At 59.4% G+C, this 23,008-nt stretch carries 23 protein-coding genes; all 23 read left to right on the top strand.

All coding sequences use genetic code 11. The features are described from left to right. The 23 genes from pseF to KGB18_RS25180 all read left to right on the top strand — a co-directional run bounded on the left by pseF (window position 1) and on the right by KGB18_RS25180 (window position 22,970). Window positions 1-696: a pseudaminic acid cytidylyltransferase gene (pseF, locus tag KGB18_RS25290; RefSeq protein WP_123720683.1), complete on the top strand. Its 696-nt coding sequence runs from the start codon at window positions 1-3 to the stop codon at window positions 694-696. Further along, entirely contained in the window at window positions 693-2,192 is a 1,500-nt protein-coding gene (pseG, locus tag KGB18_RS25285) for a UDP-2,4-diacetamido-2,4,6-trideoxy-beta-L-altropyranose hydrolase (RefSeq protein WP_223570685.1), read from the top strand. The genes pseF and pseG overlap by 4 nt, the downstream gene beginning before the upstream one ends. Continuing rightward, window positions 2,189-3,241 carry a pseudaminic acid synthase gene (gene pseI, locus KGB18_RS25280; protein WP_223570684.1) on the top strand — a complete coding sequence of 351 codons (1,053 nt, stop codon included), beginning with the start codon at window positions 2,189-2,191 and terminating at the stop codon, window positions 3,239-3,241. Before pseG ends, pseI begins: the two co-directional genes overlap by 4 nt. 229 nt (window positions 3,242-3,470) lie before the next feature. Next, window positions 3,471-4,397, top strand: coding sequence for a ketoacyl-ACP synthase III (locus KGB18_RS25275; RefSeq protein ID WP_007894181.1), 927 nt, complete (start codon window positions 3,471-3,473; stop codon window positions 4,395-4,397). A gap of 95 nt (window positions 4,398-4,492) precedes the next feature. Continuing rightward, a complete protein-coding gene (locus KGB18_RS25270; protein ID WP_223570683.1) occupies window positions 4,493-5,785 on the top strand; it encodes a motility associated factor glycosyltransferase family protein in 1,293 nt (430 codons plus the stop codon). Next, window positions 5,782-6,051 carry a hypothetical protein gene (locus KGB18_RS25265; protein WP_201059574.1) on the top strand — a complete coding sequence of 90 codons (270 nt, stop codon included), beginning with the start codon at window positions 5,782-5,784 and terminating at the stop codon, window positions 6,049-6,051. The genes KGB18_RS25270 and KGB18_RS25265 overlap by 4 nt, the downstream gene beginning before the upstream one ends. 252 nt (window positions 6,052-6,303) lie before the next feature. Continuing rightward, on the top strand, window positions 6,304-7,155 hold the full coding sequence (locus KGB18_RS25260; protein ID WP_007894184.1) for a flagellin domain-containing protein: 852 nt from the start codon (window positions 6,304-6,306) through the stop codon (window positions 7,153-7,155). Between the two features lie 75 nt (window positions 7,156-7,230). Next, window positions 7,231-7,596, top strand: a complete 366-nt coding sequence (locus KGB18_RS25255) for a flagellar protein FlaG (protein WP_123720688.1) — start codon at window positions 7,231-7,233, stop codon at window positions 7,594-7,596. An 82-nt stretch (window positions 7,597-7,678) separates the two neighbouring features. Continuing rightward, window positions 7,679-9,085, top strand: coding sequence for a flagellar filament capping protein FliD (gene fliD / locus KGB18_RS25250; protein ID WP_123720689.1), 1,407 nt, complete (start codon window positions 7,679-7,681; stop codon window positions 9,083-9,085). A 128-nt stretch (window positions 9,086-9,213) separates the two neighbouring features. Beyond that, the gene (fliS, locus tag KGB18_RS25245; RefSeq protein WP_007894187.1) at window positions 9,214-9,609 is read left to right on the top strand and encodes a flagellar export chaperone FliS; all 396 of its coding nucleotides are present in this window, start codon (window positions 9,214-9,216) and stop codon (window positions 9,607-9,609) included. 10 nt (window positions 9,610-9,619) lie between these two features. After that, entirely contained in the window at window positions 9,620-9,916 is a 297-nt protein-coding gene (locus KGB18_RS25240) for a flagellar protein FliT (RefSeq protein ID WP_123720690.1), read from the top strand. Between the two features lie 174 nt (window positions 9,917-10,090). Beyond that, window positions 10,091-11,566: a sigma-54 dependent transcriptional regulator gene (locus KGB18_RS25235; protein ID WP_007894189.1), complete on the top strand. Its 1,476-nt coding sequence runs from the start codon at window positions 10,091-10,093 to the stop codon at window positions 11,564-11,566. A 128-nt stretch (window positions 11,567-11,694) separates the two neighbouring features. Continuing rightward, the gene (locus KGB18_RS25230) at window positions 11,695-12,900 is read left to right on the top strand and encodes a sensor histidine kinase (protein WP_187326419.1); all 1,206 of its coding nucleotides are present in this window, start codon (window positions 11,695-11,697) and stop codon (window positions 12,898-12,900) included. A gap of 5 nt (window positions 12,901-12,905) precedes the next feature. Beyond that, entirely contained in the window at window positions 12,906-14,291 is a 1,386-nt protein-coding gene (locus KGB18_RS25225) for a sigma-54-dependent transcriptional regulator (RefSeq protein ID WP_123721236.1), read from the top strand. Window positions 14,292-14,648: 357 nt separating this feature from the next. Beyond that, window positions 14,649-14,978, top strand: coding sequence for a flagellar hook-basal body complex protein FliE (gene fliE / locus KGB18_RS25220; protein ID WP_010456962.1), 330 nt, complete (start codon window positions 14,649-14,651; stop codon window positions 14,976-14,978). 14 nt (window positions 14,979-14,992) lie between these two features. Then, window positions 14,993-16,780, top strand: coding sequence for a flagellar basal-body MS-ring/collar protein FliF (gene fliF / locus KGB18_RS25215; protein WP_123720692.1), 1,788 nt, complete (start codon window positions 14,993-14,995; stop codon window positions 16,778-16,780). Then, window positions 16,773-17,792, top strand: coding sequence for a flagellar motor switch protein FliG (gene fliG, locus KGB18_RS25210; protein ID WP_007894195.1), 1,020 nt, complete (start codon window positions 16,773-16,775; stop codon window positions 17,790-17,792). Before fliF ends, fliG begins: the two co-directional genes overlap by 8 nt. A gap of 7 nt (window positions 17,793-17,799) precedes the next feature. Further along, window positions 17,800-18,609: a flagellar assembly protein FliH gene (gene fliH / locus KGB18_RS25205; RefSeq protein WP_223570682.1), complete on the top strand. Its 810-nt coding sequence runs from the start codon at window positions 17,800-17,802 to the stop codon at window positions 18,607-18,609. Beyond that, window positions 18,599-19,957, top strand: a complete 1,359-nt coding sequence (fliI, locus tag KGB18_RS25200; protein ID WP_123720694.1) for a flagellar protein export ATPase FliI — start codon at window positions 18,599-18,601, stop codon at window positions 19,955-19,957. Before fliH ends, fliI begins: the two co-directional genes overlap by 11 nt. 6 nt (window positions 19,958-19,963) lie before the next feature. Then, window positions 19,964-20,413, top strand: a complete 450-nt coding sequence (gene fliJ, locus KGB18_RS25195) for a flagellar export protein FliJ (protein ID WP_201059559.1) — start codon at window positions 19,964-19,966, stop codon at window positions 20,411-20,413. Window positions 20,414-20,579: 166 nt separating this feature from the next. Further along, window positions 20,580-20,885 carry an STAS domain-containing protein gene (locus tag KGB18_RS25190; protein ID WP_052966709.1) on the top strand — a complete coding sequence of 102 codons (306 nt, stop codon included), beginning with the start codon at window positions 20,580-20,582 and terminating at the stop codon, window positions 20,883-20,885. A 2-nt stretch (window positions 20,886-20,887) separates the two neighbouring features. Continuing rightward, complete coding sequence (locus tag KGB18_RS25185) at window positions 20,888-22,591, top strand: fused response regulator/phosphatase (protein ID WP_123720696.1); 1,704 nt, start codon at window positions 20,888-20,890, stop codon at window positions 22,589-22,591. Between the two features lie 31 nt (window positions 22,592-22,622). Beyond that, window positions 22,623-22,970 (top strand): Hpt domain-containing protein, encoded by a 348-nt coding sequence (locus KGB18_RS25180; protein WP_123720697.1) that lies wholly within the window; start codon window positions 22,623-22,625, stop codon window positions 22,968-22,970. Window positions 22,971-23,008: the final 38 nt, after the last annotated feature.

Here is a 23,008-nt window from a genome sequence, read left to right as displayed (position 1 = left end):
TTGAGCAGTGTTGCGATCATCCCGGCCCGTGGTGGCAGCAAGCGAATCCCGCGCAAGAACCTCAAGCCGTTCGACGGCGTGCCGATGATTGTTCGTTCGATTCGCACGGCGCTGGAGTCGAATCTGTTCGACCAGGTGATTGTCAGCACCGACGATGAAGAGATCGCCGAGGTCGCACGGGCCCATGGGGCTCAAGTGCCGTTCATGCGGCCCGTAGCGCTTGCCGACGATTTCACCGGGACCGCAGCGGTGATCGTGCATGCCTTGAAGCAATTGCCACCGTTCGACTATGCGTGCTGCGTTTACGCGACGGCGCCCCTGTTGCAGGCGCGTTATCTGCGTCAGGGACATGAGTTGCTCGTGCAGCACCCGGACAAGTCTTTCGCGTTTTCAGTCGCCGGTTTTGGCTTCCCGGTACAACGGGCCTTGACCCTGGACGAGCAGGGTGCCTTGACCTCGCTCTACCCGGAATTTCGCGAGACCCGTTCCCAGGACTTGCCCGAAGCTTTTCAAGATGCCGGCCAGTTCTATTGGGGGCGTAGCGAGGCCTGGTTGCGTGGCGATGTGTTGTTCTCGCCGGCAAGCCTGCCGGTGATTCTGCCGCGGCATCTGGTGCAGGATATCGACACGCTTGAAGACTGGACGCGTGCCGAATATCTCTATTCCGCCTTGAAGGCTGGGGGTGAGCTGCAATGAGGGTACTGATCCGCGCTGATGCATCGCCGACCATCGGCAGTGGCCATATCGCCCGCTGTCTGACCCTGGCCAGGGTGTTGCGCAAGCAGGGCGCGCATGTTGCCTTCGCTTGTCGTCAGTTGCCGGGGCATCGGTTGGACAGTCTGCAGTCTGAGGATTTCGAGACTTTCGCGCTGCCGGAGCGCTATCCCGATGAAGACCCGCAGCAGGCCATCGAGTCGATGCTGCCGTGGCAGGCGGACATTGCTGCGCTGGGACAAGCATTGGAAAGTCATCCGGCTTTCGACTGGATCATCGTCGACCACTATGGCCTCGATCATCACTGGCAGACCGCCGCGCGCCGTTGGGCTCCACGAATCGCGGCGGTGGACGATTTGGCCACTCGGCAATACAGCGTCGATCTGCTGCTCAATCAAAATCTGTCGGGCACGCCAGAGGCTTATGCCTCACTGCTGACGCCCGATTGCCAGACCCTGCTGGGCCCACGGTTTGCCCTGCTGCGCGATGAGTTCTGTTGCCCGGCAATCGAGATCAAACCTCGAGCCAGGCGAGTGCTGGTGAACTTCGGCGGTTTCGATGCGGCCATGCAGACCCATCACGCGATGTTGGCGCTGGCGGACCTCCATGAGCTGGAAGTCGATTTCGTGGCCGGTGCCGATAACCCGGCCTGGGAGCAGATGCAGAGTCTGGTGGACTATCGCCCGAACTGGCGCCTGCACAGTTTTGTCAGCGATTTCTACCAGCTGATGACCGAGGCCGACCTGTTTATCGGTGCCGGTGGCGGTACCAGCTGGGAGCGAGCGGCCATAGGGCTGCCGACGATCTGCATTGCGGTCTCGAATAATCAGCAGGCCAACGGCGAGGTGATGGCGACCTCGGGGGCTCATGTGTTCCTGGGCAACCGCGAGCGGGTCAGCGTCGAGCAGTTGCATCAGACCATCGGTTTTGTCGTGGGCAATCAGGGGATTCGTCAGAGTCTGGCCGAACGCTCGCGGCAGTTGGTCGATGGACGTGGAGCGCAGCGGGTGGCGGCAGCGCTGGCGGGGGCGGTGTTGCAGGTTCGTCAGGCCACTCAGGATGATGCGCAATTGTTGTTCGACGGGCGCAATGCCGAGGCGGTACGGCGCTGGTCGCTGGACACGCACGTCATCGACTGGCAACGGCATCAGGCCTGGCTGGCCGCGAGCCTGAGCAACCCGCGGCGGTTGCTGTTGATCGCCGAGGCGGATGACGGCCCGGTCGGTGTGCTGCGTTATGACCTCGACGATGCTCGTGCCGAAGTCTCGATTTATCTGTTCGACGGCCGATTTGGCCTGGGTTGGGGCAGGGCGTTGCTGGCGCGGGGCGAAGTCTTTGTCACCGCTTACTGGCCGTCACTGCAAGCCATCACCGCTCAGGTGCTGCCGGCCAACCAAGCGTCGCTGAAAGTTTTCCGCGAGGCAGGTTTCACTCAGAGTGCTTGTGCGTTCACACGCGTTTTAAAGGATCACCCATGACCAGTTTCAAGATCGGCAACCGCTCGATCGGTGCCGATGCGCCGCCGTTCATCATTGCCGAGATGAGCGGCAACCATAACCAGTCGCTGGACGTGGCGCTGCAAATCGTCGAAGCCGCGGCCAAGGCCGGCGCGCATGCCTTGAAGCTGCAAACCTATACCGCCGAGACCATGACGCTGGACCTGTCCGAAGGCGAGTTCTTCATCAAGGACCCCAACAGCCTGTGGGCCGGTTCTTCGCTGTACGCGCTGTACGAGAAGGCCCATACGCCGTGGGAATGGCACGCGCCGATCTTCGCCCGGGCCAAAGAACTGGGCATGCTGGCGTTCTCCACGCCGTTCGATGACACCGCGGTGGACTTCCTCGAAAGCCAGGACGTGCCGGCCTACAAGATCGCCAGTTTCGAGAACACCGATCTGCCGTTGATCCGGCGGGTCGCTGCCACCGGCAAGCCGCTGATCATCTCCACCGGCATGGCCAGCATCGCCGAGCTCGATGAAACTGTGCGCGCCGCCCGTGAGGCCGGTTGCAAGGATCTGGTGTTGCTCAAGTGCACCAGCACCTACCCGGCGACGCCAGCCAACAGTAATGTGCGCACGATTCCTCATCTGCGCGAGTTATTTGGCTGTGAAGTCGGTTTGTCCGATCATTCGATGGGGGTCGGAGTGTCCGTCGCTGCAGTAGCGCTGGGGGCAACGGTGGTGGAAAAACACTTCACCCTCGATCGTGCCGCTGGTGGGGTGGACGCCAGTTTTTCCCTGGAACCAGCCGAACTCGCGAGCCTGGTGATCGAAACCGAACGCGCTTGGCAGGCGATGGGCCAGGTGCAATACGGCGTGACCGAAGCCGAGCGCAAGTCTCTGGTATACCGCCGTTCGCTGTATGTAACTCAGGACATGGCCGCCGGTGAGCCTTTCACCGCCGCCAATCTGCGGGCCATCCGGCCTGGCTTGGGGCTCGCCCCCAAACACGCTGAAACCCTTCTGGGCCGCCGCGCCCGACAGGCCATCAAGCGCGGAACGCCGTTGGACTGGTCGCTGGTCGAATAACCTGTTGTGGGTCTGATTCGGCAAAATAGAGTGACCTGCGAGTCATAACGGGCATCTTCACTGTATTGTATAAAAAGGGGAGATGGCGCCTGGACTGTTTTTAGCCCAGTGATGGCCTTTAATTCCTCCCGCTGTCGCCCCCTTGAGGGCGACGTTATTTGTTGTTTGTCGGCGCCCCTCGATTCCTTGCGAGCGGTGGTATTGGGCTGTTTATTATTGGGAAGCCGTAATGATTGGCATAAAGAGCATTGCGAGCTACGTTCCTGTAGCCGGCGTGGACAATTACGCACAAGGTGCAAAATTCGAAAAGGATGAAGAGTTCATCCTGGGCAAGATCGGTTCGGCCTTCCTGCCGCGCAAAGATGCCGGTCAGGAAACCTCGGACCTGTGTGTCGAAGCAGTCAACGCGCTGTTCGCCAACAATCCCGAGTTGAAGCGTGAAGCCATCGACGTGTTGATCGTCGTTACCCAGAATGGTGACGAAGAAGGTCTGCCGCACACCGCCGCCATCGTTCAGGACAAACTGGGCCTGCCGACGACCGTGGCTGCGTTCGATATTTCCCTGGGCTGCTCCGGTTACGTCTACGGCATCTACGCCATCAAGGGTTTCATGGAAGCCGCGGGCCTGAAGAATGGCCTGCTGGTGACCGCCGACCCGTATTCCAAGATCGTCGACCCGGAAGACCGCAACACCACCATGCTCTTCGGCGATGCCGCCACTGCCACCTGGATGGGCGAAGATGCGCCATGGCAGTTGGGCAAGGCCAAGTTCGGCACCGACGGTTCCGGCGCACCGCACCTGAAGGTTTCCGACGGGGTGTTCTTCATGAACGGCCGTCAGGTCTTCAACTTCGCGCTGCTCAAAGTGCCAGCGCATTTGCATGAGTTGCTCGCTGACTCGGGGCTGACGGCTGACGATATCGATGCATTCTGCATTCACCAGGGCAGTGCGGCGATTGTCGATGCGGTTGCGCGGCGTTTCGAGGGCGAGCCTGAGAAGTTCATCAAGGACATGGTCGAGACCGGTAATACCGTGTCGTCGAGCATTCCGTTGCTGCTGGAAAAACACGTGCTGGATTCGAAGTGGAAGCGCGTTGCGCTGAGTGGTTTCGGTGTTGGATTGTCGTGGGGTTCGGCGATCATCTATCGCCCCTGAATCTCGGCTCTTTAGTCAAAGAAAGCCAGGCAAAAAATAGCGTTCAAGGTGTAACCTTGAACGCTATTTTTTTGCCCGAATGAAAGCGAGGCTCCATGAGCGAGTTCCTTGAGCGCAACGCCGAGGTCATACAGCGCCGCTGGCCGCTGCTGTCTGCGCGCTTGCTGGTTGAGGATGCGAGTCTGTTGCAGGCCGATCTGGTCGAAGGCCTGGGCTCGACGTTGAGCATCAACGGCATCCAGCTGACCAGTCGGCACGACCGCACCCGCGAGGCCAGGCTTCAGGCCGACAGCCTGCCCATCGACAGTCCAGTGGTGCATGTTTACGGCACCGGGCTTGGCGATCTGCAGATAGAGCTACTGCAGCGCGCCGGGCTTGAGCGTTTATACGTACACATCCTCAACGGTGCGGTGTTTGCGCTGGTGCTGCAACTGCTCGATCAACAGCAGTGGCTCAGCGATCCGCGAGTCGAGCTGTTGTATGCCGGCGATCTGGCGGAAATCCAGCTGCCGTTCTTCGCGTTGCCGTCCGAGCTGGTACTGGCCGATGACTTCAATGCGAAGATCCGCGATCGCTTGATCAGCGAAACTCACCTGACCTTCAATAATCGCGAGTTCGACCCGCAGTCGCCCGAGATTATCGAGTGCTTGCAAGCCAGTCTTTCTCTGGTGCAGTCCGATCATGACGTGGCCGAGTTGTTCGGTTCCCGCCCCGGTCAGGAGGTGTTTGTCATCGCCACCGGCCCAAGCCTGGAACAGCATTTCGACACCTTGCGCGCGATTCGCAATCAAGCTGAGCGGCCGTTGTTCATCTGCGTCGATACGGCCTATCGCCCGTTGCTCACGCACGGCATCCGCCCCGACGTGGTGGTCAGCATTGACCAGCGGATCTCGGCCCGGCACCTGCCGCCTGAAGACACGACCGACATCACGCTGGTGTACATGCCGATGCTCGATCCTCTGGTACTCGAAGCTTGGCAGGGGCCGCGATATGCTGGTTACTCCGCCAGCCCGATCTACCAGCAGTTGCGTGCGCAATTACCCAAGGGCGAGCTGTATGTCGGCGGCAGCGTGATTCATCCGGCGGCGGACCTGGCGGTAAAAATGGGCGCGGCGCAGATCACGCTGTTCGGCGCCGACTTTGCTTTCCCCAGCAACAAGACTCACGCAGGCTGGAACGATGGCGATCTGGGGCCGCAACTGGGGGCAGCCAAACACTGGGTGCTCGATGGTCATGGCCAACGGATCAAAACCCAGCTCAACTTCCGCAGCTACCTGTGTGAGCTGGAGCGTTATATCGCCGGCCATCCTCAGGTGCGCTTCTATAACAGCAGTCGGGCAGGGGCGATGATTGCCGGCACCGTTTTTCATCCGGAGTTTGCGTCATGAGCGGGTTTGAGTCCTTCGTCGTCGACGCGCAGCAATGCGCGGCACTATTCCGTCTGGGGCGGGATGTAGAAGCCGGACTGGCGATGATCGAGCTGATCGGTGAGATACACCCGAGGCTGGATTCGACGCCGCAGGAATCTCAACAGCAATGGGCATTTCTGCTCGGCGAAATGTTCGCGTGTCAGGAGGCGCAGAACTGGCTCGCGCTGGCGGATTATCTGGAATATGAACTGGTCCAGCTGCTGACCGACAACCTGTCCCTTTAAGCAGTTTCCCTTCTGCCGGTGCGGGCGAGTCCTCGCCAACCTGTCACCGGCACTTCTCTGACGTCATTTTTTTTGCTGTTGGACTGTCGCAAGCCGTTGTTTACGGGGGGTGGCAACGTGATGGCAAATATTTTTGAAAATCCCCTAAAGCAAGTTGCATTACCGACGATAACTATTACGAAGGTTCTCTAGGCCATACCCGGCGGTTGCCAGGGCCGGAAGCCGCAGTACCCAACCAACGAGGAATTCGTCATGGCTTTAACAGTAAACACCAACGTCACGTCGTTGAGCGTTCAGAAGAACCTGAACCGCTCTTCCGATGCACTGTCGACTTCGATGACTCGCCTGTCTTCCGGCCTGAAAATCAACAGCGCTAAAGACGACGCCGCCGGCCTGCAGATCACTACCCGTATGACCTCGCAAATCCGCGGTCAGACCATGGCGATCAAAAACGCCAACGACGGTATCTCGATCGCTCAGACCGCTGAAGGCGCGATGCAGGAAACGACCAACATTCTGCAGCGTATGCGTGAACTGGCCGTACAAGCTCGAAACGACTCGAACGGTACTCAAGACCGTGTCGCTCTGAACAAAGAATTCGCGGCAATGTCGGACGAGATTACTCGTATCGCCAACTCCACCAACCTGAACGGCAAGAATCTGCTGGACGGCACCGCTGGCACCATGACCTTCCAGGTCGGTTCCAACACCGGTTCGGCTAACCAGATCACTCTGACCCTGGCTTCCGGCTTCGGCGCAGCGACCCTGTCCGTTGACTCGGCTACCACCCAGATCACTGGTAACAGCTCGGCGACCGCTCAAGCTTCGTTCTCCGCTGCCCTGACCCGTATCGACGCCGCTCTGCAGACCATCAACACCGCCCGTGCTGACCTGGGTGCTGCACAAAACCGTCTGACCAGCACCATCTCCAACCTGCAGAACATCAACGAAAACGCTGAAGCTGCTCGTGGTCGCGTACAAGACACCGACTTCGCTGCTGAAACTGCTCAGCTGACCAAGCAACAAACTCTGCAACAAGCTTCCACCGCAATTCTGGCCCAGGCCAACCAACTGCCATCCGCTGTACTGAAACTGCTTCAGTAATAGCTGGGTGAGTTCTAGCGGGGGAGTGCGCACGCCGTGCTCTCTCGCTTTTTACTTTTTCAAGAGGTGATGGACATGGATATGAGCGCCAAGCTGAACTTGTCTTATCCTGCGGCCAGGCAGGCGACGACTGTTGTCGACAAGCCTGCGGAGAAGCCTCGAGCGGTAGTTGCTCCAGTAGCTGCCGTCAAGGAAGAAGGTAAGAGCGAACAGACCGAGCAGGACAAACTGAAAATGGCCGTTCAAGAAATTGAAAAGTTCGTTCAGTCGGTCAAGCGTAATCTGGAATTCTCGATCGACGAGCCTTCGGGCAAAGTGGTCGTCAAGGTCATTGCCAGCGAATCCGGTGAGGTGATCCGTCAGATCCCCAACGAAGAAGTCCTGAAGCTGGCCAATAGTTTGAATGATGCAAGCAGCCTGTTGTTCAGCGCTAAAGCCTGACAGCTGGCACGAATTTTGTTGCTATGTTCTTTTGGGCGTTGTAGTGGTCAAAAGGCCGGCGACACACTGAAGGGAGTTTCACATGGCAAGTCCAATTCTACCGGGCACGGGTTTAGGCTCCGGCCTTGATACCGGTGCTATCGTCAAAGCCTTGGTGAACGCTGACAAAGCGGCCAAACAAGGTCAGATCGACCGTGGAACCACCACTAACACGGCGAGTATTTCCGGGATCGGTACCTTGAAGTCGCTGTTGGCCACGTTCCAGAAAGCACTCACCGACCTGGGCAGCACGACAACCCCTCAGTTCACGGGTTTTGCTTCTACCTCCTCCGATGTAAAAGTGCTGACGGCTACCTCCAGCAACACGGCTGTGTCCGGCACCTATTCCGTCAACGTGACCAAGCTGGCTACCTCGTCGAAAGTGGCTTCTGAAGCGTTTGCCGGCGGTGCGACCAGTGCTATCCCTTCGGGCACGCTGACCATCACCCAGAACGGCACCAGCTACCCTGTCACTGTAGGTGCGGGCGCCACGTTGCAATCGGTGCGTGACTCGATCAACACTCAGTACCAGGCCAGTGGCCTGAGCGCCAACATCGTGACCGACAGTTTCGGTTCGCGTCTGGTGCTGGGTTCCACCACCACCGGTGCCGGTTCCGACATCTCCGCCAGTGGTATTGCCGGTCTGGTAATCGACGGGTCGACCCCGATGGCCGCCGTGCCGACCGCCACCTCTTCAGGTGCTATCGGTGGCCTGGCCCAGGATGCCGAGTTCACAGTCGATGGGCTGGCGATGACCAGCAAGTCAAACACCCTCGACCAAACGATCTCCGGGCTGACCTTGAAGCTGGTTACCACCGGCACGTCTACCGTCACCGTGGCGTCCAACAACGATGGTCTGAAAGCATCGATCCAGAAGTTTGTCGACGCTTACAATGCTGTCGCAAACGCTGTGACTTCCCTGACCAAGCCGTCCCTGGACGACGATGGCAAACCGACTGTCGCTGCAGCGCTGACCGGTGATCCGTTGCCACGTTCGCTTCTGGCTGCCATTCGTGGTCCATTGTCCCAGACCGGTGCCGGCGACAAGCTGACCGTGCTCTCGCAGTTGGGGATCACGACTGATCAGAAAACCGGTGCACTGAACTTTGACTCCACCAAGTTCACCGCGGCGATGAATGACAAGAAGCTCGGCGGCGAGGTTCAGACCCTGTTTACCGGTACCAACGGTCTGATCGAACGCATGAACAATGTGATCAAGCCGTACACCGATACGGGCGGTATTCTTGATACTCGCAGCACCAACCTGAATGTAACCAAGACCAGGCTGGCCGCCGATCAGGAAGCCCTGGATCGTCGGGTCGAGACCCTGACCGCTGTACTGACCAAAAAGTACAACGACATGGACACCCTCGTCGGCAAATTGAAAGCGACGGCCAGTAACATCACTTCGATGTTTGAAGCCATGGCTGCGCAGCAAAAGAACTCGTAATACTCGTACCGCCAAAAGCCCGGCAGCGTTTTCAAGCGCTCCGGGCTTTTTGCTTTTGAATCTAAAGTTTTTTGACGCGTCGTCGATATACTGGTTAGACGGACCACAGAATTTTGATGAGGTACAACATGAATCCAATGTTAGCCCTTCGCCAATACCAGAAGATTGGCGCTCAGGCGCAAACTTCCGAAGCCACCCCGCATCGTCTGGTGCAGATGCTGATGGAAGGTGGCCTGGATCGTATCGCCCAGGCCAAAGGCGCAATGGAACGCAAAGACATTCCGAACAAAGGTGTTCTGATCGGCAAGGCCATCGGCATTATTGGTGGTTTGCGTGAAGGTCTGGACCTTGAGAACGCTGTCGAAACCGTCGGTGAACTGGACAACCTGTACACCTACATGATGAAGCGTCTGGCCGAGGCCAACATCAAGACCGATCCAGCGATTCTCGACGAAGTCTCTGATTTGCTTAGAACAGTCAAAGACGGTTGGGATGCCATCGCCGCGCCGGGTCCGCAGTTTTAAGGAGATCACCATGAGTCTTGTATTGCAGCGAATCGAACAAACCCGTGAGGCTCTGGTCGATGCATTGGCCGAGCGCAACTGGGAAGCCATCGGTGAATTGGACCTGGCTTGCCGTTCCTGCATGGAAGACGTCTTGAGTGAAGCTTCGGTGGACGAAGTCGCGTTGCGCGATAACCTTGAGGAGTTGCTGAGAGTGTATAAGCAGCTTCTGGAGGCGGCGACGGGGGAGAGGCAAGCGATAGTCGACGAGATGTCGCAGATCCACCAAGCACAGAACGCGGCAAAGGTTTACCATCTGTTTGGTTAGTTAACCCCCTCAGTTAATCCAAACATAGTGCGCCATAAATTTGACTGTGCACGGTTTTTTGACTTAACTAGTGGCTGGTTCCAGATTTCAGGCGTCTACAGGCATAACGTGTCTGCAAGCGTCTAGCTTGCCCCTCATTTTGGGCATTGAGTTGACTAGGGAAGTTGCTATTGCATGTGGCGTGAAACCAAAATTCTGCTGATTGATGACGATAGCGTCCGTCGCCGCGATTTGGCGGTGATTTTAAATTTTCTCGGCGAAGAAAATTTACCCTGTGGCAGCCATGACTGGCAGCAGGCGGTCGGCTCTCTGTCATCAAGTCGTGAAGTAATCTGTGTCCTCATCGGGACGGTAAATGCTCCTGGTGCACTTTTGGGCCTGTTAAAGACACTCTCAACCTGGGATGAGTTCCTTCCAGTTTTGTTAATGGGTGATAATTCTTCCATTGACTTGCCGGAAGACCAGCGTCGCCGAGTGCTTTCGACTCTCGAAATGCCGCCCAGCTACAGCAAATTGCTCGATTCGTTGCACCGTGCCCAGGTCTATCGCGAGATGTATGACCAGGCCCGTGAGCGCGGTCGTCACCGTGAGCCCAATCTTTTCCGCAGCCTCGTCGGCACCAGTCGGGCGATTCAGCACGTCCGTCAGATGATGCAGCAAGTCGCCGACACCGACGCCAGCGTGCTGATCCTCGGCGAGTCCGGGACCGGCAAGGAAGTGGTCGCGCGCAATTTGCACTACCACTCCAAGCGTCGTGACGCGCCGTTCGTTCCGGTCAACTGCGGGGCGATCCCGGCCGAGTTGCTGGAAAGCGAATTGTTCGGCCATGAGAAGGGCGCCTTCACCGGAGCGATCACCAGTCGCGCCGGGCGTTTCGAACTGGCCAACGGCGGTACCTTGTTCCTCGACGAAATCGGCGACATGCCGCTGCCGATGCAGGTCAAGCTGCTGCGTGTCTTGCAGGAACGCACCTTTGAGCGCGTGGGTAGCAACAAGACCCAAAGCGTCGATGTGCGGATCATTGCGGCGACCCACAAGAATCTCGAAAGCATGATCGAGATCGGCACCTTCCGCGAAGACCTCTACTATCGCTTGAACGTGTTCCCGATCGAGATGGCGCCATTGCGCGAACGCGTCGAAGACATCCCGCTGCTGATGAACGAGTTGATCTCGCGCATGGAGCACGAGAAGCGCGGTTCGATCCGTTTCAACTCGGCGGCGATCATGTCGCTGTGCCGTCACGGCTGGCCGGGCAACGTTCGCGAGCTCGCCAACCTGGTGGAGCGTATGGCGATCATGCATCCGTACGGGGTGATCGGCGTGGTCGAGTTGCCGAAGAAATTCCGCTACGTCGATGACGAAGACGAGCAACTGGTCGACAGCCTGCGCAGCGATCTTGAAGAGCGGGTGGCCATCAACGGTCATACCCCGGACTTCACCGCCAATGCCCTGCTACCGCCGGAAGGCCTGGACCTGAAAGACTACCTCGGCGGTCTGGAACAAGGGCTGATTCAGCAGGCGCTGGATGATGCCAATGGCATCGTGGCACGGGCGGCAGAACGGCTGCGGATTCGTCGTACCACGCTGGTGGAGAAGATGCGCAAGTACGGCATGAGCCGTCGTGACGGAGATGAACAGGCGGATGATTGACGCCTGTTTTTCAACTCCTTCATTTATAAGCAGTTTTTTTTAGGCACGGGTATTGCTACATCCCTCGCAACGTTCCGTTTAACTGACGGTCAACCACGCGAGAGAGCACGATGCCCCCAGCCGCCCAGATGTCTCCTGTCCCAGATGCTTCGGGGCAACCGTCGTCCGTAGAGCAGGCAAGCCGGCTTGGCCTTGAGCAGGCGTTTGCGCTGTTCAGCCAGATGTCGAGCCAATTGACCGATTCCTACAGCATGCTCGAAGCCCGGGTCACCGAGCTCAAGGGCGAGCTGGCGGTGGTCAGTGCTCAGCGCATGCAGGAGCTGGCGGAAAAAGAGCGCCTGGCCAACCGTCTGCAAAACCTCCTTGATCTGTTGCCCGGCGGCGTCATCGTCATCGACGCCCAAGGCATCGTGCGCGAAGCTAATCCCGCCGCGAGTGAACTGCTCGGTCTGCCTCTTGAAGGCGAGTTGTGGCGTCATGTGATTGCTCGATGCTTTGCGCCGCGCGAGGATGACGGTCACGAAATCTCTCTCAAGGACGGTCGGCGTCTGTCGATCGCCACGCGCTCGCTGGATGCCGAGCCCGGTCAGTTGGTGCTGCTCAACGACCTGACTGAAACCCGTCATCTGCAAGATCAACTGGCTCGTCATGAGCGCCTGTCGTCTCTCGGTCGCATGGTCGCATCGTTGGCTCATCAGATTCGCACGCCTTTGTCCGCTGCGTTGCTCTATGCCAGTCATTTGACTGAGCAGGAGTTGCCGGTCGAGACCCAGCAACGTTTTGCCGGTCGCCTGAAAGAGCGTTTGCATGAGCTGGAACACCAGGTTCGCGACATGCTGGTGTTCGCTCGTGGCGAGCTGCCGCTGACTGACCGCGTCACCCCCAAGATGCTGATGCAGTCGCTGCAAGCGGCAGCGCTGACCCACGTTCAGGACCTGCCGATTCGCTGGCAGTGCGACAGTCATGCCGGTGAGTTGCTGTGCAATCGCGACACCCTCGTCGGGGCGATCCTCAATCTGATCGAGAACGCCATTCAGGCAAGTGCCGGCGATGTCCGTTTGAAGGTTCACCTGTATACCCGCGACAACAACCTGCGCTTGTGCGTCAGCGACAGCGGCAGTGGCATCGCCACGAAAGTGCTGGCGCGTTTGGGTGAGCCGTTTTTTACCACCAAAACTACCGGCACCGGCCTGGGCCTGACCGTGGTCAAGGCGGTGGCCCGTGCCCATCAGGGAGAATTGCAGTTGCGTTCGCGGCCGGGTCGCGGCACTTGCGCGCAGGTGATCTTGCCGCTTTTTTCGGGTGAGCAACCCGGCGCTCAGGGAGCGAAGTGAAGGACATGGCCATCAAGGTTTTACTGGTCGAGGATGACCGCGCGCTACGGGAGGCGTTGACCGATACGCTGCTGCTTGCCGGGCACGATTACACGGCGGTCGGTTCGGCGGAAGAGGCGCTGGCCGCGGTCGGTACCGAGGCGTTTAACCTGGTGCTCAGTGACGTCAACATGCCGGGCATGGATGGTCATCAGCTGCTGGGATTGCTGCGGGCTCGTCAGCCCCAGTTGCCGGTGCTGCTGATGACCGCTCACGGTGCGGTCGAGCGAGCGGTCGACGCGATGCGTCAGGGTGCAGCCGATTACCTGGTCAAGCCGTTCGAGCCCAAAGCCTTGCTCGATCTGGTGGCGCGGCACGCACTGGGCAATCTCGGTGTGGCCGAGAGCGAGGGGCCTGTGGCGTTCGAACCGGCCAGTGCACAACTGCTGGAATTGGCTGCACGGGTGGCGCGCAGTGATTCCACGGTGTTGATCTCCGGTGAGTCCGGGACCGGCAAGGAAGTGCTGGCGCGTTACATCCATCAACACTCTCATCGCGCCAGTCAGCCGTTCATTGCGATCAACTGTGCAGCGATCCCGGACAACATGCTCGAAGCCACCTTGTTCGGTCACGAAAAGGGTTCGTTCACCGGCGCCATCGCGGCGCAGGCCGGCAAGTTCGAGCAGGCCGATGGCGGGACGATCCTGCTCGATGAAATCTCCGAAATGCCCCTTGGCCTTCAAGCCAAATTACTGCGGGTATTGCAGGAGCGCGAAGTCGAGCGAGTCGGCGCACGCAAGCCGATCACGCTGGACATCCGAGTGGTCGCCACCACCAACCGTGACCTGGCCGCTGAAGTGGCGGCGGGGCGTTTTCGTGAAGACCTTTATTATCGTCTGTCAGTGTTCCCGCTGGCCTGGCGTCCGCTGCGCGAGCGCACCGCCGACATCCTGCCGCTGGCCGAGCGACTGCTGACCAAGCACGTCAATAAAATGAAGCATGCCGCGGCGAAGCTCTCGCCCGAGGCGCAGGCGTGCCTGATCGGTTATCCGTGGCCGGGTAACGTGCGTGAACTGGATAACGCGATCCAGCGCGCCTTGATTCTGCAGCAGGGCGGCTTGATCCAGCCGCAGGATTTCTGCCTGGCCGGGCCTGTGGCGTGCGCGCCGTTGCCGGCATTGGCGCCGACGCCCGTGCGCGCGGTAGAAGTCGAAGCCGAATCGGCAGGCGCCCTCGGCGATGACCTGCGGCGCCGTGAATTCCAGATGATTATTGACACCTTGCGCTCTGAGCGCGGCCGTCGCAAAGAAGCCGCCGAGCGACTGGGCATCAGCCCGCGCACCTTGCGCTACAAGCTGGCGCAGATGCGCGACGCCGGAATGGACGTGGAAGGCTACTTGTTCGCCACCTGAAAGTTGATACAAGCAACACCGATCCAAATGTGGGAGCCCTGTGGTGAGGGGGCTTGTCGGAATGCCGCATCACCCCGTTGGAGTGCGAAGCGGTCCTTCTTTTTGAGGGGTGCAGGTTTTGCTGTGTGCTCAGATTTTGCGACTGCTGCGCAGCCGAACGGGGGCAAGCCCCCTCGCCACAAAGGCTCGCTCCCGCAATGGTTTGCGCTGATTTACGGGCTAATGCAAAGCCCGGAAGGCTTTTGTTTAGAGCGACCACCGAGCTGGCACCCTTGTTGCTAACACCTCACTACCCGCCGAGTGAGTGTCAAAAAATTGCGGGTAGCCAAAGACGTAGCTTCGTCAAAGAGAGAGACCATGAGCCAAGGTATTGAATTCAATCGGTTGATGCTGGACATGCGCTCCATGCAAATGGATGCGATGTCTGCGCCGAAATCGACTGCCGCAGTCCCTGAATTGGGTGGCAGCAGCTTTTCCGACATGCTCGGTCAGGCCGTCAATAAAGTGAACGACACCCAGCAGGCATCCAGTCAGTTGGCCAGTGCCTTCGAGATCGGTAAAAGCGGTGTCGATCTGACGGACGTAATGATTTCCTCACAGAAGGCCAGCGTGTCTTTTCAGGCGTTGACCCAAGTGCGCAACAAGCTGGTTCAGGCATACCAAGACATCATGCAGATGCCGGTTTAAGGACGAATTGAGTCATGGCAGAAGCAATCGCCGATAATGTTCCGGCCAAGGCCACTCCAATAGACGGCAAACCGCCGCTGTTCGGGTTGTCCTTCCTGGAAAACCTCTCCGAGATGACCATGTTGCGTCAGGTGGGCCTGTTGGTCGGCCTGGCTGCGAGTGTGGCGATTGGTTTTGCCGTGGTGTTGTGGTCCCAGCAGCCAGACTACCGGCCTCTGTACGGCAGCCTTGCCGGTATGGACGCCAAGCAGGTCATGGAAACCCTGGCCGCAGCCGACATTCCCTATACCGTTGAACCGAACTCCGGTGCCTTGCTAGTCAAGGCCGATGACCTGTCTCGTGCGCGGCTCAAGCTCGCGGGCGCTGGTGTCACTCCCAGCGACGGCAACATCGGTTTCGAGATCCTCGACAAGGAGCAGGGGCTGGGTACCAGTCAGTTCATGGAAGCGACCCGTTATCGTCGCGGCCTCGAAGGCGAACTGGCCCGGACCATTTCCAGCCTGAACAACGTCAAGGGTGCCCGCGTGCATCTGGCGATTCCGAAAAGCTCGGTGTTCGTGCGTGACGAGCGCAAGCCAAGCGCTTCGGTTCTGGTTGAACTCTATTCCGGCCGCTCGCTGGAGCCAGGCCAGGTCCTCGCTATCATCAATCTGGTGGCGACCAGCGTTCCCGAACTTAGCAAGTCGCAGATCACCGTGGTCGACCAGAAGGGCAACCTGCTGTCGGATCAGGCGGAAAATTCCGAACTGACCATGGCCGGCAAGCAATTCGATTACAGCCGTCGCATGGAAAGCATGCTGACTCAGCGTGTGCACAATATCCTGCAACCGGTGCTGGGCAACGATCGCTATAAAGCCGAAGTTTCGGCCGATGTGGATTTCAGCGCCGTCGAGTCGACTTCCGAGCAGTTCAACCCGGACCAGCCGGCATTGCGCAGCGAGCAGTCGGTCAACGAACAGCGCACCGCCAGCAATGGCCCGCAAGGTGTGCCGGGCGCCCTGAGCAACCAGCCGCCATCGCCAGCCTCGGCGCCGCAAACCACCGGTGGCACCACCGCGTCGGCCGGCATGGTGCAGCCAGGCCAGCCATTGCTCGATGCCAATGGTCAGCAAATCATGGACCCGGCCACCGGCCAGCCGATGCTGGCGCCGTACCCGGCAGACAAGCGTCAACAATCCACCAAGAACTTCGAGCTCGACCGTTCCATCAGCCACACCAAACAACAGCAGGGTCGTTTGAATCGCCTGTCGGTGTCGGTGGTGGTGGATGATCAGGTCAAGGTCAACGCGGCCAACGGCGAAACCACCCGTGCACCGTGGAGCGCCGATGAATTGGCGCGCTTCACCCGTCTGGTACAGGACGCGGTCGGTTTCGACGCCAGCCGTGGCGACAGCGTCAGTGTGATCAACATGCCGTTCTCCGCCGAGCGCGGTGAAGTGATCGCCGATATTCCGTTCTACTCCCAACCGTGGTTCTGGGACATCGTCAAGCAAGTGCTGGGTGTGTTGTTCATCCTGGTGCTGGTGTTCGGCGTGCTGCGTCCGGTGCTCAACAACATCACCGGTGGCGGCAAAGACAAGCAACTCGCTGGCCTGGGCAGCGATGTCGAACTCGGTGGCATGGGCGGCCTGGACGGCGAACTGGCCAACGACCGCGTCAGCCTGGGTGGCCCGACCAGTATCCTGCTGCCGAGCCCGAGCGAAGGCTATGACGCACAGTTGAACGCAATCAAGAGTCTGGTGGCAGAAGATCCGGGTCGCGTGGCCCAGGTCGTGAAAGAGTGGATTAACGCAGATGAGTGATAACCGAGCCGTTGCCGCCAAACTGACCAAGGTCGACAAAGCCGCGATTCTGCTGCTGTCCCTGGGTTCTACCGACGCCGCGCAAGTGCTGCGCCACATGGGGCCCAAAGAGGTCCAGCGTGTGGGTGTGGCCATGGCCCAGATGGGTAACGTGCACCGCGAGCAGGTCGAACAGGTCATGAGCGAGTTCGTCGACATCGTCGGCGACCAGACCAGCCTGGGCGTCGGTTCCGATGACTACGTGCGCAAAATGCTTACCCAGGCCCTGGGCGAAGACAAGGCCAACGGCCTGATCGACCGGATCCTGCTGGGCGGCAACACCAGTGGCCTCGACAGCCTGAAGTGGATGGAGCCGCGCGCCGTCGCCGACGTGATCCGTTACGAGCACCCGCAGATCCAGGCAATCGTGGTGGCGTACCTCGACCCGGATCAGGCCGGTGAAGTACTGGGCAACTTCGACCACAAGGTCCGGTTGGACATCATCCTGCGTGTGTCTTCGCTGAACACCGTGCAGCCAGCGGCCCTGAAAGAACTCAACCAGATTCTCGAGAAGCAGTTCTCCGGCAACTCGAATGCCTCGCGCACCACCTTGGGTGGCATCAAGCGTGCGGCCGACATCATGAACTTCCTCGACAGCTCGATCGAAGGTCAGCTGATGGATTCGATCCGCGAAGTCGACGAAGACCTGTCCGGTCAGATCGAAGACCTCATGTTCGTGTTCAACAACCTGTCCGATGTCGACGACCGCGGCATTCAGGCGCTGTTGCGCGAAGTGTCCTCGGACGTTCTGGTGCTGGCTCTCAAAGGCTCGGACGAAGGCGTCAAGGAAAAGATCTTCAAGAACATGTCCAAACGAGCGGCCGAACTGTTGCGCGACGACCTCGAGGCCAAAGGCCCGGTGCGCGTCAGCGACGTGGAAACGGCGCAGAAAGAAATCCTCACCATTGCCCGCCGTATGGCCGAAGCCGGAGAAATCGTTCTCGGCGGGAAGGGCGGCGAAGAGATGATCTAAGGTCACTATGTCGTCCAAACATGATGAGTCCAACACCGACCTGATCCGGGCCAAGGATGTCAGTGGTTTCGACATCTGGTCGCTGCCCAGCTTCGACCCGTTTGTGCCGGAACCCGAGCCGGAGCCGGAGCCCGAACCGCCGGAAATGGAAGAAGTGCCGCTGGAAGAAGTCCAGCCACTGACCCTCGAAGAGCTCGAAAGCATTCGTCAGGAGGCCTACAACGAAGGCTTCGCTGTTGGCGAGAAAGAAGGTTTTCACAGCACCACGCTCAAGGTCCGTCAGGAAGCTGAAGTGGCCCTGACGGCCAAGATCGCTGGTCTGGAACAGCTGATGGCCAACCTGTTCGAGCCCATTGCCGAGCAGGACACCCAGATCGAAAAGTCGCTGGTCGACCTTGTGCAACACATCACCAAGCAAGTGATTCAGCGCGAACTCGCCATCGACTCGACGCAGATCGAACACGTCATGCGCGAAGCGCTCAAGCTCTTGCCGCTGGGCGTGGGCAACGTGCGGCTGTACATCAACCCGCAAGATTTCGAACAGGTCAAAGCCCTGCGCGAGCGCCATGAAGAAACCTGGCGCATCGTCGAGGACGAGTCCTTGTTGCCGGGCGGTTGCCGGGTCGAAACGGAGCACAGCCGCATCGACGCCACCATCGAAACCCGTGTTACCCAAGTCATGGCCAAGCTGCTCGATCAATTGCACGATCAGGCGCTGCACCCGGCCGCGCCGGACCTGAGCCTGGAGCTGCCGAACGACGAAAAGCCTGCGGTTGCCCCGGTCGAGCCGGAACTGGACGACCCCGATGCGCCTTGATCGCACCAGCTTCGCCAAGCGCCTCGGTAGCTACGCCGAGGCCACTGCGCTTGCCGGCGCGCCAATCCTCGAAGGTCGCCTGCTGCGCATGGTCGGCCTGACCCTTGAAGCCGAAGGCTTGCGCGCCGCCATGGGCAGTCGCTGCATGGTCATCAATGACGACAGCTATCACCCGGTGCAGGTCGAAGCCGAGGTCATGGGCTTCTCTGGCAGCAAAGTTTTTCTGATGCCGGTCGGCAGCGTCGCCGGCATCGCCCCCGGTGCCCGAGTGGTTCCCTTGGCCGATACCGGTCGTCTGCCGATGGGCATGAGCATGCTCGGGCGGGTGCTCGATGGCGCCGGTCGCGCGCTGGACGGCAAGGGCGGGATGAAGGCTGAAGATTGGGTGCCGATGGACGGCCCGACCATCAACCCACTCAAGCGTGACCCGATCAGCCAACCGCTGGACGTGGGCATTCGCTGCATCAACGGTTTGTTGACGGTTGGTCGCGGTCAGCGGCTCGGGCTGTTCGCCGGTACCGGCGTCGGCAAGAGTGTGCTGCTGGGCATGATGACCCGCTTCACCGAGGCCGACATTATCGTCGTCGGGCTGATCGGTGAGCGGGGTCGAGAAGTTAAAGAATTCATCGAGCACATCCTCGGTGAAGAAGGGCTCAAGCGTTCGGTGGTGGTGGCGTCGCCAGCGGACGATGCGCCACTGATGCGTCTGCGCGCGGCCATGTACTGCACGCGAATCGCCGAGTATTTTCGCGACAAGGGCAAGAACGTCCTGTTGCTCATGGATTCCCTGACCCGTTTCGCCCAGGCCCAGCGGGAAATCGCCCTGGCTATCGGCGAGCCGCCAGCGACCAAGGGCTATCCGCCGTCGGTGTTCGCCAAGCTGCCGAAACTGGTGGAACGGGCCGGTAACGCCGAAAAGGGTGGCGGTTCGATCACTGCGTTTTATACCGTATTGTCCGAAGGCGACGATCAGCAAGACCCGATCGCCGACGCGGCGCGAGGCGTGCTCGACGGGCATATCGTGCTGTCCCGGCGTCTGGCCGAGGAAGGGCATTACCCGGCCATCGATATCGAAGCGTCCATCAGTCGGGTCATGCCGTCGGTGGTCGGCATCAAGCACCTGAACCACGCGCAGATGTTCAAGCAATACTGGTCGCGCTATCAGCAGAGTCGCGACCTGATCAGCGTCGGCGCCTATGTGCCCGGCGGTGACCGGGAAACTGACGTCGCGATCAATCTGCAACCGGCCATGACCATGTACCTGCGCCAGGGCTTGAACGACAACATCGGCATGGGCGCCAGCGAAAACCATCTCGCCTCGATCTTCGCCCCAGCGCCGGGCGGTTAATCGATCATGGCCCCGAGCCGCGCAGCACGCCTTGCACCCGTGGTGGAAATGGCCGAAAAGGCCGAAAAAACCGCGGTCATGCGCCTGGGGCACTTCCAGGGCCAGGTCCGTCTGGCGGAAAGCAAACTTGCTGACCTGGAAAACTTCCGTCTGGAATACCAGGAGCAATGGATCGTGCGCGGCAGCAGCGGCGTGTCGGGCCAATGGTTGCTAGGTTATCAGGGCTTTCTCGCGCAACTGGGCACGGCCATCGATCAGCAGCGCCAGAGCCTGAACTGGCACCAAAACAATCTGAACAAGTCCCGGGAAGCCTGGCAGCAGGCGTTTGCCCGGGTCGAAGGCTTGCGCAAACTGGTTCAGCGCTACATGGATGAAGCGCGGCAACTGGAAGACAAGCGCGAGCAGAAGTTGCTGGATGAACTGTCCCAGCGGCTGCCGCGTCACGATCCGTATTGAGTGCCGGTTTTAAAAGATCGCAGCCTTCGGCAGCTCCGACAGAATCGGGTTTGCATTCGGTCAATGTAGGAGCTGCCGAAGGCTGCGATCTTTTGACCTTGCTCCAGCCCCTATCAAGTGCTAAACCTTGTACACGTACGTTCGCCAATGACAAGGAAGCCGTGAAATGTCAGTCGTTACAGAAGTATCTCAGGATGGGAAAAAGCTGACGATTTCGATCGAGGGACGATTCGATTTCGGTCGGCATCAGGAATTTCGCGAGTCCTATGAGCGACTCAACAGTAAGCCCGAGTCCATTGTGGTGGACTTGAAGAAAGCCACTTATCTCGATAGCTCTGCGCTGGGTATGCTGCTCTTGCTGCGTGATCACGCCGGTGGCGACAATTCCGATATTCGCGTCGTCAACAGCAGCTCCGATGTGAAGAAAATCCTCGCCATTTCCAACTTCGACAAGTTGTTCGACATCAGTTGATCATGCAGCAGCTCGAACCGCTGACGATACTGATCGCTGAAGACAGCGCGGCAGATCGCTTGCTGCTGTCGACTATCGTCCGGCGCCAGGGCCATGAAGTGCTGACGGCCGCCAACGGCGCCGAGGCGGTCGAAGTGTTCCGCTCGCAACGACCGCACCTGGTGCTGATGGACGCCATGATGCCGGTGATGGACGGTTTCGAGGCTGCGCAGCAGATCAAGGCGCTGGCCGGCGAAACGTTGGTGCCGATCATCTTTTTGACATCGCTGACCGAAAGTGAAGCCCTGGCCCGTTGTCTGGAGGCCGGGGGCGACGATTTTCTGGCAAAGCCATACAACCAGGTGATCCTCGCCGCCAAGGTCAAGGCGATGGACCGCTTGCGACGTTTGCAAGCCACGGTGCTGGAGCAACGCGACCTGATCGCCAGGCACCACGATTACCTGCTCAACGAACAACGGGTGGCCAAAGCCGTGTTCGACAAGGTCGCCCACTCCGGTTGCCTGAATGCACCGAACATCCGTTACCTGCAATCGCCCTATGCGCTGTTCAACGGCGATCTGTTGCTGGCCGCGTTCACCCCGGCCGGCGACATGCATGTGTTACTCGGCGATTTCACCGGTCATGGTTTGCCGGCCGCTGTGGGTGCCATGCCCCTGGCCGAAGTCTTCTACGGCATGACGTCCAAGGGTTACGGCCTGTCCGAAACCCTGCGCGAGATGAACGCCAAACTCAAACGTATTCTGCCGGTGGACATGTTCTGCTGTGCGACCCTGTTGTGTCTGAGCTTTCAGCGAGGATCGGTGGAGGTCTGGAACGGCGGGATGCCGGACGGTTACTTGCACAGCACCGCCAGCGGTGAACGCATCGCTCTGACGGCGCGGCATTTGCCGCTGGGCGTGCTGAGCCCGCAAACCTTCGATGACCGCACCGAGGTGTTCCCGATGGCCGTCGGGGATCGGGTCTTTCTGTTGTCCGACGGGGTGATCGATACCTGCGATGCCAATGAACAATTGTTTGGCGTAGAGCGATTGGAGCAGGTGTTTGCAGCCAATCGTCAGCCTGATGCGCTGTTCGAAGAGATCGAACAGGCCCTGCGGGACTTTCGCGGCGAGGCCCGCGATGACGTGAGCATGGTCGAGGTCAGTCTGCTGGAGGCTGCGCAACTGAGTCCGCCTGCGCCGGTGTACTCCGACAGCGGCCAATCCAGCCCGCTGGACTGGTCGGTGAGTTTCGAGTTCCGCGCCGCCACGCTCAAACGCTTCAATCCGCTGCCGTACTTGTTGCAATTGCTGCTTGAGGTGCATGGCCTGCGGACTCAGAGTGGCGCACTCTACAGTGTACTGGCAGAGCTTTATTCCAATGCCCTGGAGCATGGCGTGCTAGGCCTGGATTCGAGTCTGAAACGCGATGCTTCGGGTTTTGCGCGTTATTATCAGCAGCGCAATGCACGCCTGGACGAATTGCGGGACGGTTATGTGCGGGTGCATTTGCAGGTGGCGCCAAAAGGCGCGGGCGGTTGCCTGATGGTCCGGGTCGAAGACAGTGGCAAGGGCTTCGATGTGGCGCGGGTGATGGAGCGTCCCGTCGATGATGTCCGCCTGTCGGGGCGTGGCGTCAGTTTGATCCGCCAGTTGAGCCATCATGCTCGCTGGACCGATAATGGTCGCAGTGCTCACGTGGAGTTCTTCTGGGAGGCTCTGGCTTAATCCCAGGCAATCTTGATCAAGGAGCGAACAAGTGGCTGACACACATCTGGACCGCGATGTGCTGAGCGCGTTGCAGGAAGTAATGGAAGACGGGTATCCAGAATTGCTTGATACCTTTCTCGCCGATTCCGAAGAGCGCTTGAGCCTGTTGCGAAAAGCTGACGATGCCGATCAGTTAGGTGCCACTGCGCACAGCTTCAAAGGCAGCAGCAGCAATATGGGCGCCACCCGGCTGGCAGAGCTGTGCCATGAGCTGGAGCAGCGAGCCAAGCAGAAAAGTCTCGAAGGCATTGAGGCGCTGGTCGGAGAAATTGACGGTGAATTCGCCATTGTCCGGCCACTCTACGAAGCGGAACGTCAGCGTTCCCTTGCTGAGTAGGGCAGCCGTTCAGCGTTTTTAGCGGCCAGCGAGCAAAG

It is taken from the genome of Pseudomonas sp. BF-R-26 (assembly GCF_019947395.1).
Taxonomy (GTDB): Bacteria; Pseudomonadota; Gammaproteobacteria; order Pseudomonadales; family Pseudomonadaceae; genus Aquipseudomonas; species Aquipseudomonas farris.
Note: the sequence above shows the minus strand (reverse complement) of the source record. Positions and strands in the feature narration are given on the sequence as shown.

Bases quoted from the DNA above. Each gene is read 5' to 3' on its own strand.
- KGB18_RS25225 (WP_123721236.1), top strand. From the start codon at position 12,906: ATGGCCATCAAGGTTTTACTGGTCGAGGATGACCGCGCGCTACGGGAG.
- pseG (WP_223570685.1), top strand. From the start codon at position 693: ATGAGGGTACTGATCCGCGCTGATGCATCGCCGACCATCGGCAGTGGC.
- fliH (WP_223570682.1), top strand. From the start codon at position 17,800: ATGTCGTCCAAACATGATGAGTCCAACACCGACCTGATCCGGGCCAAG.
- fliI (WP_123720694.1), top strand. From the start codon at position 18,599: ATGCGCCTTGATCGCACCAGCTTCGCCAAGCGCCTCGGTAGCTACGCC.
- KGB18_RS25265 (WP_201059574.1), top strand. From the start codon at position 5,782: ATGAGCGGGTTTGAGTCCTTCGTCGTCGACGCGCAGCAATGCGCGGCA.
- KGB18_RS25235 (WP_007894189.1), top strand. From the start codon at position 10,091: ATGTGGCGTGAAACCAAAATTCTGCTGATTGATGACGATAGCGTCCGT.
- KGB18_RS25260 (WP_007894184.1), top strand. From the start codon at position 6,304: ATGGCTTTAACAGTAAACACCAACGTCACGTCGTTGAGCGTTCAGAAG.
- fliE (WP_010456962.1), top strand. From the start codon at position 14,649: ATGAGCCAAGGTATTGAATTCAATCGGTTGATGCTGGACATGCGCTCC.
- KGB18_RS25190 (WP_052966709.1), top strand. From the start codon at position 20,580: ATGTCAGTCGTTACAGAAGTATCTCAGGATGGGAAAAAGCTGACGATT.
- fliD (WP_123720689.1), top strand. From the start codon at position 7,679: ATGGCAAGTCCAATTCTACCGGGCACGGGTTTAGGCTCCGGCCTTGAT.
- pseI (WP_223570684.1), top strand. From the start codon at position 2,189: ATGACCAGTTTCAAGATCGGCAACCGCTCGATCGGTGCCGATGCGCCG.
- KGB18_RS25255 (WP_123720688.1), top strand. From the start codon at position 7,231: ATGGATATGAGCGCCAAGCTGAACTTGTCTTATCCTGCGGCCAGGCAG.
- KGB18_RS25270 (WP_223570683.1), top strand. From the start codon at position 4,493: ATGAGCGAGTTCCTTGAGCGCAACGCCGAGGTCATACAGCGCCGCTGG.
- fliS (WP_007894187.1), top strand. From the start codon at position 9,214: ATGAATCCAATGTTAGCCCTTCGCCAATACCAGAAGATTGGCGCTCAG.
- fliJ (WP_201059559.1), top strand. From the start codon at position 19,964: ATGGCCCCGAGCCGCGCAGCACGCCTTGCACCCGTGGTGGAAATGGCC.
- fliF (WP_123720692.1), top strand. From the start codon at position 14,993: ATGGCAGAAGCAATCGCCGATAATGTTCCGGCCAAGGCCACTCCAATA.
- KGB18_RS25275 (WP_007894181.1), top strand. From the start codon at position 3,471: ATGATTGGCATAAAGAGCATTGCGAGCTACGTTCCTGTAGCCGGCGTG.
- KGB18_RS25185 (WP_123720696.1), top strand. From the start codon at position 20,888: ATGCAGCAGCTCGAACCGCTGACGATACTGATCGCTGAAGACAGCGCG.
- fliG (WP_007894195.1), top strand. From the start codon at position 16,773: ATGAGTGATAACCGAGCCGTTGCCGCCAAACTGACCAAGGTCGACAAA.
- KGB18_RS25240 (WP_123720690.1), top strand. From the start codon at position 9,620: ATGAGTCTTGTATTGCAGCGAATCGAACAAACCCGTGAGGCTCTGGTC.
- KGB18_RS25230 (WP_187326419.1), top strand. From the start codon at position 11,695: ATGTCTCCTGTCCCAGATGCTTCGGGGCAACCGTCGTCCGTAGAGCAG.